This is a genomic window from Spirosoma sp. 48-14, from assembly GCF_001898575.1.
Classification (GTDB): Bacteria; Bacteroidota; Bacteroidia; order Cytophagales; family Spirosomataceae; genus Spirosoma.
In genome coordinates this window covers 506,515-523,416 of sequence record NZ_MKUD01000063.1, presented here as the reverse complement: position 1 = coordinate 523,416, position 16,902 = coordinate 506,515, and the positions used below count along the sequence as shown (strand labels likewise).

At 46.6% G+C, this 16,902-nt stretch carries 12 protein-coding genes; 2 read left to right on the top strand and 10 right to left on the bottom strand.

The window, feature by feature from the left end:
* Window positions 1-179 precede the first annotated feature (179 nt).
* The 9 genes from BGO59_RS29140 to BGO59_RS29100 all read right to left on the bottom strand — a co-directional run bounded on the left by BGO59_RS29140 (window position 180) and on the right by BGO59_RS29100 (window position 11,412).
* Complete coding sequence (locus BGO59_RS29140) at window positions 180-1,073, bottom strand: sugar phosphate isomerase/epimerase (RefSeq protein ID WP_293689843.1); 894 nt, start codon at window positions 1,071-1,073, stop codon at window positions 180-182.
* A 28-nt stretch (window positions 1,074-1,101) separates the two neighbouring features.
* Window positions 1,102-4,290, bottom strand: coding sequence for a PVC-type heme-binding CxxCH protein (locus tag BGO59_RS29135; RefSeq protein ID WP_293689840.1), 3,189 nt, complete (start codon window positions 4,288-4,290; stop codon window positions 1,102-1,104).
* A gap of 21 nt (window positions 4,291-4,311) precedes the next feature.
* Window positions 4,312-5,145: a ThuA domain-containing protein gene (locus tag BGO59_RS29130; RefSeq protein WP_293689904.1), complete on the bottom strand. Its 834-nt coding sequence runs from the start codon at window positions 5,143-5,145 to the stop codon at window positions 4,312-4,314.
* Between the two features lie 217 nt (window positions 5,146-5,362).
* A complete protein-coding gene (locus BGO59_RS29125; protein WP_293689837.1) occupies window positions 5,363-6,310 on the bottom strand; it encodes a sugar ABC transporter substrate-binding protein in 948 nt (315 codons plus the stop codon).
* A 146-nt stretch (window positions 6,311-6,456) separates the two neighbouring features.
* The gene (locus tag BGO59_RS29120; RefSeq protein ID WP_293689834.1) at window positions 6,457-7,446 is read right to left on the bottom strand and encodes an ABC transporter permease; all 990 of its coding nucleotides are present in this window, start codon (window positions 7,444-7,446) and stop codon (window positions 6,457-6,459) included.
* Window positions 7,447-7,469: 23 nt separating this feature from the next.
* Entirely contained in the window at window positions 7,470-8,969 is a 1,500-nt protein-coding gene (locus BGO59_RS29115; protein WP_293689831.1) for a sugar ABC transporter ATP-binding protein, read from the bottom strand.
* A gap of 35 nt (window positions 8,970-9,004) precedes the next feature.
* Window positions 9,005-10,021 (bottom strand): aldose 1-epimerase family protein, encoded by a 1,017-nt coding sequence (locus tag BGO59_RS29110; RefSeq protein ID WP_293689901.1) that lies wholly within the window; start codon window positions 10,019-10,021, stop codon window positions 9,005-9,007.
* 384 nt (window positions 10,022-10,405) lie between these two features.
* On the bottom strand, window positions 10,406-10,855 hold the full coding sequence (locus BGO59_RS29105; RefSeq protein ID WP_293689828.1) for a response regulator: 450 nt from the start codon (window positions 10,853-10,855) through the stop codon (window positions 10,406-10,408).
* A gap of 35 nt (window positions 10,856-10,890) precedes the next feature.
* Window positions 10,891-11,412 (bottom strand): RNA polymerase sigma factor, encoded by a 522-nt coding sequence (locus BGO59_RS29100; RefSeq protein ID WP_293689825.1) that lies wholly within the window; start codon window positions 11,410-11,412, stop codon window positions 10,891-10,893.
* A 510-nt stretch (window positions 11,413-11,922) separates the two neighbouring features.
* Here BGO59_RS29100 and BGO59_RS29095 point away from each other — a divergent pair.
* Window positions 11,923-12,564, top strand: coding sequence for a response regulator transcription factor (locus BGO59_RS29095; protein ID WP_293689822.1), 642 nt, complete (start codon window positions 11,923-11,925; stop codon window positions 12,562-12,564).
* Entirely contained in the window at window positions 12,561-15,665 is a 3,105-nt protein-coding gene (locus tag BGO59_RS29090) for a two-component regulator propeller domain-containing protein (protein ID WP_293689820.1), read from the top strand. Before BGO59_RS29095 ends, BGO59_RS29090 begins: the two co-directional genes overlap by 4 nt.
* A 105-nt stretch (window positions 15,666-15,770) precedes the next feature.
* Here the strand turns inward: BGO59_RS29090 and BGO59_RS29085 are convergent, their stop codons facing one another.
* Window positions 15,771-16,901: an efflux RND transporter periplasmic adaptor subunit gene (locus BGO59_RS29085; RefSeq protein ID WP_293689817.1), complete on the bottom strand. Its 1,131-nt coding sequence runs from the start codon at window positions 16,899-16,901 to the stop codon at window positions 15,771-15,773.
* Window position 16,902 lies beyond the last annotated feature (1 nt).

Genomic DNA, 16,902 nt, shown 5'->3' with positions numbered 1-16,902 from the left:
GTTTATTAGCGTTAGTGGCGTCAGGTTCTTAAACCTGACGTGTGCGGTTTCTCAAAACCGAACGGTTCGTATGGCTCGGTTTTGAGAAACCTTGCTAGGGCAGATTTGAGAATCTGCCCTCACCAAAAGCACCCTCTTTTCACTCAAATGACCTCTGCATTTCACAAACCTACCGTCTGTTAACGGGCGTATTTTGTCTGCATCGACCGGATGAACTTCAGGCCGTTTTCGGCAATATCCCAGGGGCTGCTGAATTCCCGCCAGACGTTGATCGAATTGGCAAAGTCAATGTCGTTCCGCGTAAAGGCTTCAATCGTCATCCAGCCCTGGTAGTTGGTCTCAGCCAATGTTCGGAAGGTATCGTCCCAGGGAATATGTCCATCACCGGGCGTACCCCGGTCGTTTTCGCTGATATGGACATGGGCCAGATACGGAGCAATCGTGCGAATCGCATCCGGGAAGCGTTTTTCTTCCATATTGGCGTGGTGCGTATCGAACATGGCCCGCACATTTGGATGATCGGTCCGGCGGACCAGCTCGGCCAGTTGTTCCATCGTGTTGCAGAGGTAGCATTCGAAACGGTTGAGCGCTTCGGGTGTCAGCACGATACCAGCCTGCCGGGCATAATCGCCAACGGTGTGTAGCACGTCGGCACTGCGGTCGTATTCTTCGGGCTGGGGTTCACGACGGGTAAACGTAGCGAAAGCCGAATGGAACGGCCCACAGATGACCGAGGCTCCCATGGCATGGGCCCGGTCGACTACCCCCTTCAAATGCTCCACGGCCTGCTGCCGTATACTGGCCGATTCGCTGGCCGGATTGGTATCGGGACCAACCACCGTTACGCAGGTACTTTGTAGACCCGTCTGCTTTAAATGATCACCAAACTTCTGATACACGGCCACATCCTGCGTATCGATAAAACATTCGACGCCATCGTAGCCAATCGTTTTTAGCCGATCGGCGATAGGGTTCATTTGTTCGGAGATGGCCGCCGTCCAGACCAGCAGGTTGAAGCCAACCGGCGATAAGGCTTTAGGCGAAGAAACGGATGAAGAATCGGATAATGACATAGGATAAAGAATGAAATGAATCCGTTGTTTATTTCTCCAGCGGATGCTCTTTCAGTAATTGTGCTGGGGTATAAAAATCCTTTTTTGGCTGAGTGGCGGCTCTCACTTTTTTGACCGTTTCGGGCAGGACTGCCGAGGCTTTGTTGCCAAACGAGTTTCGGACGTAGGTCAGCACGGCTGCCACTTCCTTATCGTTTAGTAAACCTCCGAAGGGCGTCATCGGTACTTGGCCGGGATAGTTTTTACCAGCAACTTCGATGGGACCCATCAAGCCTTTCAACGCAATTTTGATCAGACGATCTTCACTACCTGTTACCCAGTTGGTACCGGTGAGCGGAGGGAAGCCCGAAGCGGCCAGCCCCTTGCCATCAGCCTGGTGGCAGGTAATGCAGTATCCTTCCTTGGCAAAAATCTGTCGCCCCTGCGTGTACAACTCCAATTCCTGTCCTTTCAGGCTGGAGGTAACGGTGATCTCTTTTTTCTTTTTGACATTTTCGCCTTTCAGGTGAGCTACCGCTGTTTCATAAGCAGGTGTCATCCAGTCGTCCAACGGTTTTTTGGCGGCTTCGGTCAGAATGGGCAACCCTTTTTCCTTGCCAATCCAGGATGCCGCAACGATAGCCGCCAGGCGAACCCGGCTATTCTCATCTTTAGCCGCCTGCATCAGCAAGTTTGCCTGATCGGCTACCTGATGCCCCGTATACCGTACCACCTGAACAGCGGCTGCACGGGCATGGTAGTCTTTCGCTTTCAGTACCTGGCGGAGTAGGTTCTGGTCGACTTTGTCCATTCCCCAGCTTACCCACAGCCCTTCCAGCAGGTGATGCTCGTAGCGAGGATCGTTCTTATCCAGTTTTGCTACCCAGGTTTTCAGTTTCGCCAGTACGTCAGATGCATCCCGTCCGCGCAGTTCTCGTCGGGTGCGATAGCGGGTGCGATACTCCGGCAGTTTGAGGTTTTCCAATAGTTCCTCTACACTAGCTCCATCAATTTTGGCTGGTGTGACCAATGGGCGTGACGGATAGGTGATGCGGTACACCCGGCCGTGCGAATGGTCGCGCAGGGGGTCGCGGGCGTTGTGTTGCATATGACCAATCAGGATGTTGTGCCAGTCGATCAGATACAGTGAGCCGTCGGGCGCAAACTCCATATCCACCGGGCGGAAGTTCCGGTCGTCGCTCACGACCAGATCCATCCGGTGTTTGCTTTTGTAGCCGGTTCCGTCATCGACCAGCGTGTGTTCTTTGGTTCCCAGAAAACCGATGGTATTGTTGATCAGGAAATCCCCCTGGATGTCATCCGGAAAATGGCGGCTCGAAACGAATTCCAGACCCGATGTAGGACGTACCCGGTGCGCTTCCTCGATCAACTGTTTCGATTTGTCGGTGGCCTCACCGTAGCGGGGCAGAACCGAACCCGGCATCATCCACCGCACATCGGGACTGGATGTTTCGGCGAAAAATGGCTGCCCCCAATCGTCGAAGGCAATACCCCAGGGGTTGGGAATCGAAAGCTGAGCCGTGCGTTCGAGTTTATGCAATTGGGGGGCATAGCGATAAAAGCCGCCGTTGGTTGCCCGAACCGGGCCATAGGAGGTTTCGACATTGGTGTGCAAAAACACTCCTTCGCCCGAATAAATAGCCCCCGATGGATCGACCGTAAAGGCGTGGCTGTTGTGGTGGGTGTCGTGGTCATCGTACCCACTCAGCAGGATTTCAACCTTATCGGCCTTATCGTCGCCATTGGTGTCGGTAAATAGTTTGAGATTAGTCCCCTGCGACACGTAGACCCCTTCTTTGGCGATCTCGAAGCCCAACGGCAGGTGCAGCTTATCGGCAAAAACGGTTTGCTTGTCGGCCTTGCCATCACCATTGGTATCTTCCAGAATAATGATTTTGTCGTTGGGTTTGGGATCACCCGGCTTGTAGTGGGGGTAGCTGGGCATACAGGCTACCCAAAGCCGCCCTTTGTTGTCGAACGACATCTGCATGGGCTTGGCCAGATCGGGGAATTCCTGCTCTGAGGCAAACAGTTCGATCTTATAACCAGCGGGTACGTTTAGTTTGCTCAACGCATCCTGGCCGTACAGGTAAGTCAGGCTCCCGTTTTTTTCGGGATTAAAGTTGGTTTTTACCGTTGGGAGCTGTCGGGTACGCTCATCGGCTGCGGCAATATCCATCCGTTTGCCTTCGGAAGCCGCCTGCCAGACGGCCGTATCCCGAATGGCCGTCATTTGCCGAATCTTTTCAATTTCGGCGGGGTAGTTATCTGGCCCGAACGGATTATACCGACGGCCATACACGTGAACGCCGTTAGGAATTTTATAGTCGTTGTGCCACATCCAGTTCTTTTCCAGGACCGCTTCCTGAACGTAGGCCCGGTTGGCTTCGGCCTGGGCGGCTGTTTGCCCAAAAAGCTGATCGGCCAGTAAGAGGCTCAGCTTTTTGTAACCTGCTTCGTTCAACTGCGACCCGTCGATGGTGAGGGGTTCGGGCGTGGCTTCGTACCAGGCCAGCGAGGGTGTAAAGGCATCGACGAAAAGCACCTTGTTCTGTTGAGCCACCTCTTTCATCCCCTGGGTGTAAAGCCTCAGGTTTTCGTTCTCCTTCTTGCCATTGGGCAGGTCGTAGGTCGCCGATAAGTCTTCGAAGGCAATGGGCGAAACCAGGGCCAGTTGGGGAGCCGTTACGCCGTTGTATTTCTGGCTCAGCGTCCATTTGACAAACGCGTCGAGTTCGGCTTTGTAATTGGCTAGCCCTTCTGGCCCCTGAAACGACTCGTTGTAGCCAAAAAACGCGACAATCACATCGGTTTTCAGACGGGTGAGCCATTGATCGGGGGTTTCAAAATGACCTTCACTTTCGGATTTGTTGGCCAGCTCGGTCTGGAATTTTTCGGCACCGGGAAAGGCCCAGGGCGAAAATCGGCTGGCGTGTGGCCGGAATCCGGGCGTGTCGCCACCGTCGCACATGTTGCGGATAAACAGCCGGTAAGCGGGATAACGAACCTGGAGTTCGGTCTCGAACAGTCCATAATTCATCATTCTGGACCCCAGATTATTACCGATCAGGCTAATATGCGTGTCTTTTTTGAGTTGGATGGGCGGTTCATCAGTCGGGTAGTGTTTGCGCTGAAACGCACTCATGGGCATAATGAGAAAACCCACTATCGCAAACAGGGTATAAACACTGGTTTTTCGGGCTACGAATGGTCGCATACGATCAGGATATGAGGGGGTTCAAGGATGTCCATAGGGTACGTTGATGTCAATTTTTCCTTTCCAGCGGGTAGGGACGGGTAAACCTAGCTCCCAGTGAATGGCGTTGATAACCAGCCTCTGGAAGGCTTCCACTTGGAAATCTTCGGGATGGCCCAGGGTAGTCATAAAGGCCTTGCCGCCCCACTGGTTTTTCCAAGTCCAGGCTACCGGGTTGTCGATGGCTTCTTTATCGGGATTGACGGATTTGCCCATCAGCAGCCAGGTCGCGCCCTGTGCGGGATAGTCGGGCCGTACCCGATATAGCCAGGAGGATGCATGAAAGCTGGGAGCCACGCCAGTCAGAATTGGGTTCTTGGCGGCTTCGGGAATGACCGTCACGTCGGTCGTACTCTTGTGGCCATAGTGCGTGTGGGCGGCTTTACCTCCCCAGCCGGGAGGGGCTCCGAAGGCAAACTCGCCAAAGGCATTCCAGCGGACGCGCGGATCACCAGCCGGGTAATTGAAGGCGTGGGTGGTGGTACGAAAACCCATTACGGGTTTGCCCGATTTGAGATAAGCGTCGATGTAATCGAGCTGCTGCTGAGGGAGTTGTCGCCAGCGGAGAAAGAATACTGCCAGATCGGCTTCGCGCAGGGCTTCCAGACCCGGAATGTCTTTCTCGCCATTGTAGTCGGGGTAGGCTTTCAGAACTTTGGTGCGCAGGCCGTAATTTTTCTCCAGTTCGGCGGCAATGAGCGGTAAGGTCAGTTCACCACTGTATTCATGATCACCGGTCACAAATACCACCAGCGGTTTCTGCGGGGCGGCTGCGCCGACGGCCGATAGGGCACTCAGGCTGGCCAGACCCGTAATCGTTTGCAAAAAAGCTCTTCGTTTTGTTTTCACAGCTGTTCGTTTTAAATGTATATGGAAACAGATGGTTATGATTTATACGATTTACACAGGTCTTTTCCTAGTATCGTGGCGTTGTGGTGTCGGTTTCTCAAAACCGACACCACAACGCCACTTTGAATTTTTATTCATCATCTATCATGATTATCCTAAAAATCCGTGTTCTATTCGTCGTCACTCATTTCATGAATTGGGACAAATTGGCTTTCGTTACTAACTGAAACGGAATAAGCGTCTCCTTTTCGTAGGGCTGGCCTTTAATAATTTTTTCGGCTGTCTCGATGGCTTTTGAGCCTTGCTGCTGGGCATTCTGAAAAACGGTAGCATCCAGTGTGCCTTTCTGAACCGCCTGAAGGGCATCGGGTATGGCATCGATACTAACTACCACAACTTTATCTTTCAGGCCTGCATCCGCCAGTGCTTTTGCTGCACCCAGTCCCATTTCGTCGTTCTGGGCGAAGACAGCATTGATCTGCGAACCATATGACTGAATCCAGTTCTCCATCAACGACATGGCCTTGGCGCGATCCCACTCAGCGGTTTGGTGGGCAATCAATTTAATATTGGGGTACTGTTTCAGGATTTCACGAGCACCCTGTTCGCGTTTGATCTGTGCAGCCTGACCCATATAGCCGTGCATCATAACGATGGTGCCTTTGCCACCCAGCTTTTCAGCAATGAATTTCATCGCAATCCGGGCCGACTCCACATCATCCGACCCCACAAAGGCCGAAGGCTTGGTACTGGTCTCCGAATTGACGTTAATGATTGGGATCTTGGCTGCTAAGGCTTTGGCAACGGCGGGAGAACTGGCTTCTACCTCACAGGGGTTCATGATGATTGCGTCGACATGCTGGGCAATGAAGCTTTCGACCTGTTCCACCTGTTTCAAAGCCGACCGTTCGGCATCGACCGTGATCAGGTCAATCCCATCAGCTTCGGCTTTTTTAGCCATTTCATCATGAACATTGACAATAAACTCATTCTGCATACTGAGCATGGTAGCGCCAATCACCAGCTTTTTACCATCTCCGTTTTTACTGGTTTCGCTGGTAGTGGATTGATTGCAGGCTACTAAGGTGCTAATCAGGCTGAGCGTAATGACTATGGATGAAATCGGCTTCATGGTCATATTGAATGAGTACGTTGGATTTTAGGCTACTTGGTTTCTAGTAATCTATTTGCAGTTAGGATTTTGTCATCCGATACAGGAGGGATCTCAAATTTCCTGACGCTCGAGATCCCTCCTGCGTCGGGATGACATAAAGTAGATCAATTTTTTATCTGATTGACGCTATCCAGTACAACTGCCCCAATGATGATAATACCCATCACAACCTGCTGATAATAAGAGGTTACGTTGAGCAAATCGAGGCCGTTGCTAATGACGCCGATAAGCAGGGCACCCAGCAGCGTTCCGGTCATGGTGCCGGTTCCTCCCGAGGTACTGGTGCCACCAATAATAGCAGCTGCAATCGCATCCAGTTCGAAACCTGCGCCCGCATTCGGCTGGCCCGTTGTGATACGCGAGGTTAGCAGAATACCAGCCAAGGCTGCCAGACCACCACAGAGTGTGTAGACGATCATTTTGACTGTACTCAACTCAATACCAGAAGCCCGGGCTGCCTGTTCGTTGCCACCTACAGCATACATATAACGGCCTAACACGGTTTTTCGGAGAACAACTGTGCAGGCAATAAAGGTTACAATCAGAGTGATAATCAGCGTAGGAATACCCAGGATTTTGCCGCCACCGATGAAATTGAAGGAGTCGGATAGATTGGAGACGGGGCGACCTTTGCTAAGAATAAGGGCTAAGCCACGGCCGATGGTCATGGTACCTAGTGTAACAATAAACGGCGGGACCTTACTGCGGGTTACTACGAATCCGTTGAAAGCCCCGAAGAGGAGTCCGGCCAGTAGCCCCACGGCGACCGGGACAATTACCGGGTACTCGTCGGGGTGGGCAAATGTGGCGGCTACTACCCCCGTAACGGCTACCATCGACCCGATCGACAAATCGATACCCCCTGTAATGATGACAAACGTAACCCCAAACGCCAGCAGCGCATTGATGGAAACCTGCGTCACAATGATCATCAGATTCTGAATAGTCAGAAAGCGGGGAGTCGTGAGGGAAAGTGCCAGACAAACCGCCACAAACGCAATCAGGAGGCCGTATTTGCGAACTTCCTGAAGGCGCACCAGTAGTTTGTATGACCCGCTATCCTTATCGAAATAGCTGTTGAGGTTGTTTTCCATGTATCTGTCGAAAAGGTGGGCTGTCAAACCTGCATTGCGTAGTGCATAACGACTTCCTGCGAAGCCTCCTGAGCCGATAGTTCGGCTGTTTGTTTTCCCTTCGCCATGACCACTATCCGGTCGCTTAGCCCCAGGAGTTCAGGAAGTTCAGACGAGATCAGGATGACGGCTTTACCCGCTTCTTTCAATTGGTGAATGAGTTTATAAATTTCAGCTTTCGCGCCAATATCGATACCGCGTGTCGGCTCGTCAAGAATAATGATTGATGGGGAGGAAAGCAATACTTTACCAATGACTACTTTTTGCTGGTTTCCTCCGCTCAAAAACGTGACGAACTGCTCAGGGCTGGCGGCCTTGATGCGTAGATCGGCCATCATGCGATTAGCGACTGCCGATTCACTCGCTGCCCGAACCAGCCCGCCCTTGGCATGAGCGGGTAAACTTGCCAGGGTTATATTCTCCCGTACCGACAACCGGGGAATAAATCCGAAGCCCTTCCGGTCTTCACTCACGTAGCCAATGCCCCGCCGGATGGCATCCTGTGGGGAACGTATGTCGGCTTGTTCTCCCCGGATATACATCTGGCCACTATCGGGTTGGTCGAGGCCAAAAATAGTACGGGCAACTTCAGTTCTGCCTGCGCCCATCAAGCCACCAATGCCCAGCACTTCACCTTCGTGGACAGCAAAATTGATATTGGTAAACTGCCCATGACGGGTTAATTGCTTTACTGACAGGATTTCGTTCCCCCGTTGGGTTGTAGACTCTGGAAACAGGCTCTCAATTTTTCGACCCACCATCATCGTGATCAGCGTGTCCATATCCAGTTCGGAAGCGGGCCGGGTGCCGATGTATTTACCGTCGCGAAGTACCGTGATCGTATCGGCCAGAGCGGTGATCTCTTCCATCTTGTGTGAGATGTAGATAATCGCTACGCCTTTAGAAGTGAGGTCTTTGATCAGCCGAAAGAGGGTGGCGACTTCTTTCTCCGAAAGCGCTGAGGTGGGTTCGTCCATGATGATCACCTTCGCGTTGTTGGAAATGGCCTTTGCTATTTCGACCATCTGCATCTGGGCCACGCTCAGGTACTTCATTTTGATGCTGGGATCGATTTGGATGTCCATCTCCCGGAGCAACATAGCCGCTTGTTTCGTCAGGGTTCGATCATCCAGCCAACTGAATAGCTTCCCCTTCGTTTCCCGACCCAGGAAAATATTCTGCGCAACGGTCAGTTCAGGTACGACCAGCATTTCCTGATGAATCATGGAGATGCCTTTTTTCATCACATCCCGGACATGAGCGGCCGTCAGTTCGGCACCTTCGAAGATGATTTCGCCTGAGTCGGCAGGTAAAAGACCGATCAGAATCTTCATTAAGGTAGACTTTCCGGCCCCGTTCTCACCCATCAGCGCATGAACTTCTCCTTTGCGCACCGCCAACTGAACCTGATCGAGTGCTTTCACGCCCGAAAACGTTTTAGTTAGCCCGCTTACCTGAAGAATGTAGTCGGAATTTGAATTCATAAGGAATGTACGCTGTACTGAACAGCTATTTCGGCCTAGGCTAAACGATTGACCAGTTCATTGATCTGATCGGGGTGGGAAAGTACTTCCAGTTCGACTGTATAGGACCGCTTTTCGCCGGGCTCTAAAAAAATAAGGGTTTGCTGTTCCCGCGCCTTCGCCTGGCCGATGGGTGGGTGCGTGCTGGGTTCGATTCCGGTTACATACTCACCTTTTCCCCAATGCTGCCAGTTCGTGAGCCAGGGTAACTCGGCTTTCTGAAACCGCATGGCTACGGCTATGCCCAGCATAGGATTGTAAAGGCCGGCGCTACACTGGCCATTCTGATCGGGCGTGGCATCGATAAACGCAACGGCTTCGCCCGTACCATTATGGCGATCGAGTGGAGCCGGGCATGTACGGAAATCATATCCATCCCGGAAAATTTCAGCATTGATACCACCTTCACGAGCCTGCCAGGGGCCCTTCCAGAGCAACTTGGTGCCTTCATCGACCAATGGCCAGCCGAAGTTAAAATGATAAAGTACCATGTGGGGAGCGGGCGTATTGGCTCGATTCACCACTTCATCATGAATACGAATGACGGGCTGGCCAAGCGTTCCTGATATAGTTCGGGTCAGCTCCAGACTCGGGCCAAATACCCTGGTTTCTATCATTCGCCCGGTAATGCTCATATCCAGTTTGCCCATAGCCGGGTCTGGCTGGCTGATCGATTCAATGATAGCCGGGATATTGCTGATTTGGCCATGTAACCCTCGTTCGCCGTAGGCATCCTTTTCGGGGCCACCCACATGTGATAGCCCGCAGGTAGTCAGCAACCCCCCGTTGAATGTCCGTAGCCAGTCCAGGCCCCGTTCAGTAAATGGCTGGGGCGATGTAATGCCGGAATGACTTAGCCAGGCAAGGCTATGCTGATTGTAAAAGGCATCGGCAATATCCATGGCCCGGTCGAGAACCAGTTTGTACCGGAGGCCGGTTCCGGTGTTGATCCAGGCAATTCGGGTTCCCCGACCTGCGCCATTATCAAGAACAGAAGTCTCGATGCCGCCCATCTGCGCTGGGTTCGAGATTTTACTATACCAGGGTTGTATCACAGTAATGGTTTTGATTTGCGTTTGTCCGTCAGGCTACCATACCGAACATACATCGGTAGAATAACGGTGCTTACCTAAAAGTCGTTAGTGAGCCGGAGCTACCCAACAAGTTTAGTACATACCCAGGCAGTATTTTTTACAACAGCGTCTATAACGGCTGGTTTATTGGCTTTTAGATAATGAATTTAATACGACTTTCCAGTGCATATAGACTAATTCCGTGGAGCCATCTAGAGGAAATCGCTGAAAACAACACGCCACATACGTACATGAACATGCCCGGACTTCGGTCAGTACAATCCTCCTGGCCGAAGTCCGGGCATGTTCATGGTAGATGCTGCCTTAAAAATAGATGTTTGGTAACGTGGCCGTTTTATACCAGAATAGGCGAATAGTCAATAAGAGATTTTTCCACTCTAGGAACGAAAAGGGTTTATTAATAAACGAGTTTGCTCCCAATTGATAGGCTCTACTTATATACGTTTGGTTATCGCTCATGGTGAAGATAATAGCAGGCAGTAATTTATAGCGCGGACTTACCTTAATACGCTCCAAGAGATCTAATCCTGTTTGCGTTCCAGACAAATGGATATCTAAAAGTACTAACTTGGCGCCTTTGCCTTCCAGATTGTCTAAAAAGGCAATAGCATCCTCAAATGTTTTTATGACGATAAAATCGGCTTCTGGAAATGCTGTTTTAGAGGCTTCCTGAATAATGTCAATTACTGACTGATCATCTTCCAGCAGTAGAATGGGAAATCTTGGCCCAATGGGTTGCTGATAAGTTATCATTTTTGCAGGACTTTAACCAGGTTATCAAGGTCAACTTATCCATGTAAAGCTAACTGCTTTATTCTATCTCGACTTCGCTTAAGTCTCATTTTAACCGCATCATCAGAGAGGTTAAACAAATCAGCAATCTCCTTTATACTCATTCCTGTTTCATACCTCAAAGAAAGTAGAGCTTTATTTTCTGCTGGAAGTGCTTCCATTGCCTTGCGAACTAGAAAAAGCCTTTCTACATATAAATCCAGTTCGTCGGCCTTATCAGTATCAACTCCATAGTCTACCCATGCATGTCCTGGTAAGCACCTGACTCTATTTCTTCTTATCTGCTCTAAGCAATAATTATGGGTAATCGAATAAAGCCAGGTAGCGTATGATGAGCGATGTTGAAACGTATTAAAAGCCTCAAATACTTTGATGAAAATATCATGTGTGTAATCTTTAGCTGTATCAACATCTTTCACCATGTGCAAACATTTTCTATACACGTTGTTAAAGTAACGGCTGTAAAAGAGTTCAAACGAATCTTTGTGATAGTGAATAGGTGGGTTGTTTCTGTTCATTACTAAGCTTAAATGTTACAGTGGGAAATTATAATGCAAATTTACCGATTCAATTATTGATGGGATTTTTGAAAAAAAATGTTATTTCAAGTGAGATAAAACACTGAAATACACATACTAGATATATTAGAGTTTATACGTACTTTAAAAAATTAGCTTGAATTGATTTGTTGAATATTTCCAAATTATCAATAACCGCACATTCATATTTGAAAAATATCCCATAGCCTTATATGTTTTTACGATTTATCTTGACAAATGCATTTGCTAAGTTAGTTGTAAGCTAATCCAACAGTCTGCTTTGCAAAGATGGTATCTTAAACTATATATACATATTCGCTAGTTTCATTAAATTACATATCTTTTTATTAGGTATATCCAATACCCTAAATTTAGGGTATTGGATATACCTAATAAAAAGATATGTAACAAAAAATGGATTTATTATTAGGATTAATTGGATTAATATATGTATATTTAGGATTGTTGTTAGTTAATTGTAGTTAGAATATGCGTATCGCTATTGTGGATGATCATAAGTTATTAACAGATGCTATCGCTTTGGCACTGAAAGACATGTTTGATGAATCCCAACTGTTAATTTTTAATAATCCTTACACGTTTATTGACTCTATAAGCGATGAGATGTTCCCTGATATAGTAGTTACGGATCTGCTTATGCCGCAAATGAGTGGATTAGAATTAATATCGACTATACGTACAATAACTAAAAATGTTGCTAAAGTAATTGTTCTTACATCAGTTAGTGATGCTCAAACAATACGACAAGCATTGCGTAATGGCGCTAGTGCATATATATCTAAAGATGCTTCTTTAATAGAATTACCCGAAGCTATACACGAAGTAATGAACGGTCAGGAATTTATAAGCCCTATTCTCCAGAAGAACCTTATCAAGAGTATGTTTACAGAGGATAAACATATTTACTACTTGTCGCCACGTGAAAAAGAAGTACTAAAGAAAATCTGCACTGGAATGACGGTAAAAGAAATTGCTTATGAGATGAATTTGAGTGCACATACAGTGCAGACTTACCAAAAAAAGATTATGAAAAAGTTTAAGGTGAATAGGACAGCGGACCTGATTGTATTTGCGTTGAAAAATGGCTTATATACCGTTTCGGTAAGATGAGAGAAGCGAAGTGTACTAGTTTTTTTTGGGTTTTCAGAATGTTTAAATATCTATTTTTAAGCCTTGTACTACTACCTGTAATTTGTAGCAATACGTTTGCTCAAGCAGCCAGTGAAAAATTTATTATCAGCCGATATACAACAGAGAATGGGCTTCCACAAAATAGTATTAAAGGACTGGCCATCGACCATTTAGGATATTGCTGGATTGGAACTGAGAATGGTTTGGTTAAATACGATGGAATTCATTTCCACCTCTATGATGCCTATGATAAACCACCAGTTTCTTCCCGAGTTGCTTACGTAAAGCAAAATAAGAGGAATGAGATATTGATCGCTTTTGAGGGTGATCAATATTACAAAATAAGAGAGTTTTCCGGATCAGGTACGCGACCTGTATCTGTGAAAGGTGATTATATTGTTAGCGATTGCCCTGGCTTTGAAGCGTTAGACACGAAATCCTCCCGGCTTTTTTTTCAACCACTGAAAAAGAATCAGATAGAATTCTCTTCGGATGCATCGTTCATCACAGGTGAAAATTGTTTTTTCCTAGTAAAGCCTGGCTCGATTTTGATTGCTAAGAAAAATAAACCAACAAGATATATTGCTGACAAACGCATCGGAAAAAGTCCAATAACGATTATTGGAGGACAACTTGTCATGATCTCAACTAATTATAAGGCAAGTATATATAAAAGTGATACCGGTGAAACTGAGATAGTCAATACAAAAGGAGTTTTTTTTGATAAAATTAGTCGCTCAAAGGCGCCTTATTCACTTATGTGTGTTGCCTCAGGCACGTATGCGTTTTGCCAGGGTAGCTTATACAAATTAACGTTGGATGCACATACTATTAATTCTGAACTACTTGTAGACGGAATACAGGATTTTACACCTAATGATTTGTACTACGAAAAAGAATCTGATACCTACTACTTGCAGAGTGCAATAGATGGATTACTTAGTATTCGTCCGAATCGTTTTCGAAACATAAGAATACCTTATGGAACGTGGCGGCAAAACTCGTTTTATGTGCAAAACCTTTATAAAAAAGATCAGATAATTGCTAATGGGACTTTATTTACTTTTGAAAAACCTACTTATCAACCTGCTATTAAAAGGCTTTTTTTAGAACCTTACTCAAGTTTTTATAGCATTGTTGATCATGATAATTTATACTACGAACAAAATCAATGGCTCCATAAATTTAATTTATTGACGAATACAGACTCCCTAATTGCCTTTATTAGTGATTACATCCATTGTTTCAGACTATCAGATTATGATTCAACGTTGTATTTTTCCACTAGTAAAAAAATTTATTCCTTAAAAGAAGATAAGCCAATCTGTCGTTTAGTACTTCCGGGAACTAAAAGTCAATATATTAATGGGTATTTGTTTTTGACTAAGGATAGTTTACTAATCGGGACTAGCTTAGGCCTGATTAGCGGCAATATACGTACCGGGAAAGCTAGGTCAATTATACCTGAAATCAATATTCGGAATATTTATCTAGATAAAGACGGATATACTTGGCTAGGTACGTATACAGATGGAATTTATCTGTTAAAATCAGATACTATTAAGCAATTACCTATCGATGCAAACAAACGGCTAAGTGTTATCAATAGTATATTTGAGGATAAGCAAGGTCGCATTTGGTTTAGTACCAATAATGGTCTTCTTAGCAATAAGCGGAGTACTATCATCCAGTTTTTTAAAGGATTAGGCGAAATTGGTCCCTATAGTGTTTATACGAAAAAAGATGGGTTAATAACGAACGAATTCAATGGTGGTGCTTACCCGGATAAAGTGTATTTGTCTGATGGAAGTGTTTCCCTGCCTAGTCTGAAAGGATTAGTTGTATTTAATCCAGACGATTTTCCTGTAAATTATAAGTCGAAACATGTATTCATTGAGAATGTAAATGTAAATGGTAGGCGAGCTGACAACCTGTCTCAACTGACATTACCCCCTGATTATAATTCTTTATTGATTACTGTTAGTTCTCCGTGGATAAATAATCCAGAACTATTGAATTTTGAACGAATGATTGAAGGATATGACCGCGAGTGGATTCCCTTTGATAATGAAGAAGATATTTCTATCCGTAATCTTACCTATGGCGCGTATAGAATGCGTATTAGAATAAAAGGGTATCCATCTTCACTGATTTTTTTCAATTTTAAAATTGAACCTTATTATTACGAAACAATCTGGTTTAAATTAATTATTAGTTTCATTATACTAGCGATTATTATTGTAGCTTTTGCTTATCGAGTTGATTATTATCAAAAAATGACGATTAGCTTAGATGAAAAAGTAAAAGAAAGGTCACAGGAGTTGAATGAGTCTGTCAATCATCTTAATCATACTGTAGAACGATTGCAGTTCGTAGAGTCTCGATTGAAGGCTAGCCTTGTTCAAAAAGATCGTATTATTAATTTACTTTTACACGATATGAAATCACCACTTTTTGCGCTTAAAAGTGGTATAGAAGAACTTGACTATAGGCTGTCTATACATGAGGGCTTAAGCGAAGCTGTTATACGAAAAATAAAATTGTTAAAAGAAGGGATTAACGATGTCTATAGCTTTTCAGTTAATTTTTTTGAATGGCTAAAGTACCAGCAGGAGGGCCTTTCTGTAAATTATCAATCAACACAGTTATCAGAAGCGCTCCATAAAATTCATGACCTTTATGGAGGAATCGCTGCCAACAAAGGTATTTTGCTGGAAATCCCTTATACAGAAGCCATGCTGTATACAGATGAAAATATTCTTGTCACGATATTGAGGAATCTTGTCGATAATGCTATAAAGAATACATTGGTAGGGTCTGTTTGGCTAATGGCAGAAGTGATAAATAATGAATACCTTATTCTGACCATTCAGGATAGTGGACCTGGTATGAACGAACAGGTTTTAACTGAAATTCAGGAAGCGTTTGCTGAGGATACAATCAGCGGAGATCATTTCGGATATGGGTATAAGTTAATCCTTCATTTGCTGCATCTTATACATGGCGATATAGAGTTGGAAAATAATAATGGGCTTCAGGTACGTATAATCTTACATATAGACCCTAGTAACCTTAGCTAGTGGTTTTAACTATTGACCAGTTCAGGTTCAGGTATAAACCAAAAAGCACTGATAGCAGAAGCTGTCAGTGCCCAAAGTAGAGCCAGTCTGGAGCCGATATGATTACTAGTTCACCAGCTGTGTTTTAATCGGGCCCTGATCGTCAATGTCTTCACTGGCTGTTTTAAGAATAATATCGCCCGGCTTAACATCGCCAAAAACCTGCGTTTGCCCAGCGGCATCATCACCTTTCTGGACCGTTGTCCGAATAACTTTTCCATCTACTACTTTCTGAATAAAGGTGCGTTCCATCGTACTGATAACGGCCGATTTGGGTACGTAGACGCTGCCTTCGCCTGATGAGGCCACGGGTAGTCGAACCGAAGCAAACATACCGGGTTTCAGCTTACCACCTTTATTCTGAAAATCGATTTCGACCATTTCCGACCGGGTTTCGGGTCGTACACTATTGGAGATACGGTTAATCCGGCCCGTAAACGTCTGATTGGGAAAGCTGCGAACCGTAAACTTCACGGGGTTGCCACTGCGAATATCGCCCAGATAAGCTTCCGGGACAGCTATCCGTAGTCGGAGTCGGTCCAGCTGTTTTATCTTCAGAATAGGTACCCCATTTTGTCCACCCGGCCCAACAAACGCTCCGGGCGATAGACGGCGGTCGGTGATAACGCCCGTAAACGGAGCGGTTATTTTCAGGTAACTCACTAACTGGTTTACAGAACTGTAGTGCGCATTAGCGGCTACAACGGCCAAACTATCCGAAATGGCTTTGGTACGGGACGATTCAAGATCGACTGGCGAGATGGCCCCAAGTGTACGGCTGGTGCGCAACACCCGCAAAAACGTGGCTTTACTGGTCCCAAAAACTGCTTCGGCCGCTTTCACCTTTGAGTAGGCTTCGGTCAGATTGGCCGTCAGTTCGGGGGCTTCCAGTTCGGCCAGCACCTGTCCTTTACGAACCTGATCACCAATGTCGACATGCAGGGCTTTGACATAGCTGCTCACGCGCGGATAAATATCGGTTTCGTAATAACTTTCCAGTTCGCCGGGTAAGTTTAGTTCCGAGGTAGGTCGGGAAGTGGTTACCCGGATGGCTTCGTAACGAATTTCTTCGTCGGCTGGCGCTTCCTCCATTCGACTTTTTTCGGCCGACGAGTTACCGCACTGGCTCAGCAGGAACGTCATCCCGGCCATAAAAGCCAATTGGAAGCCAGATCGGAGAGCAGAATATAGTTGCATG

Excerpts from the sequence above, each read along its gene's own strand:
- BGO59_RS29125 (WP_293689837.1), bottom strand. The coding sequence starts at position 6,310 with ATGAAGCCGATTTCATCCATAGTCATTACGCTCAGCCTGATTAGCACC.
- BGO59_RS29100 (WP_293689825.1), bottom strand. The coding sequence starts at position 11,412 with ATGAACAGAAACAACCCACCTATTCACTATCACAAAGATTCGTTTGAA.
- BGO59_RS29110 (WP_293689901.1), bottom strand. The coding sequence starts at position 10,021 with ATGGGCGGCATCGAGACTTCTGTTCTTGATAATGGCGCAGGTCGGGGA.
- BGO59_RS29085 (WP_293689817.1), bottom strand. The coding sequence starts at position 16,901 with ATGCAACTATATTCTGCTCTCCGATCTGGCTTCCAATTGGCTTTTATG.
- BGO59_RS29105 (WP_293689828.1), bottom strand. The coding sequence starts at position 10,855 with ATGATAACTTATCAGCAACCCATTGGGCCAAGATTTCCCATTCTACTG.
- BGO59_RS29115 (WP_293689831.1), bottom strand. The coding sequence starts at position 8,969 with ATGAATTCAAATTCCGACTACATTCTTCAGGTAAGCGGGCTAACTAAA.
- BGO59_RS29120 (WP_293689834.1), bottom strand. The coding sequence starts at position 7,446 with ATGGAAAACAACCTCAACAGCTATTTCGATAAGGATAGCGGGTCATAC.
- BGO59_RS29090 (WP_293689820.1), top strand. The coding sequence starts at position 12,561 with ATGAGAGAAGCGAAGTGTACTAGTTTTTTTTGGGTTTTCAGAATGTTT.
- BGO59_RS29095 (WP_293689822.1), top strand. The coding sequence starts at position 11,923 with ATGCGTATCGCTATTGTGGATGATCATAAGTTATTAACAGATGCTATC.
- BGO59_RS29135 (WP_293689840.1), bottom strand. The coding sequence starts at position 4,290 with ATGCGACCATTCGTAGCCCGAAAAACCAGTGTTTATACCCTGTTTGCG.
- BGO59_RS29140 (WP_293689843.1), bottom strand. The coding sequence starts at position 1,073 with ATGTCATTATCCGATTCTTCATCCGTTTCTTCGCCTAAAGCCTTATCG.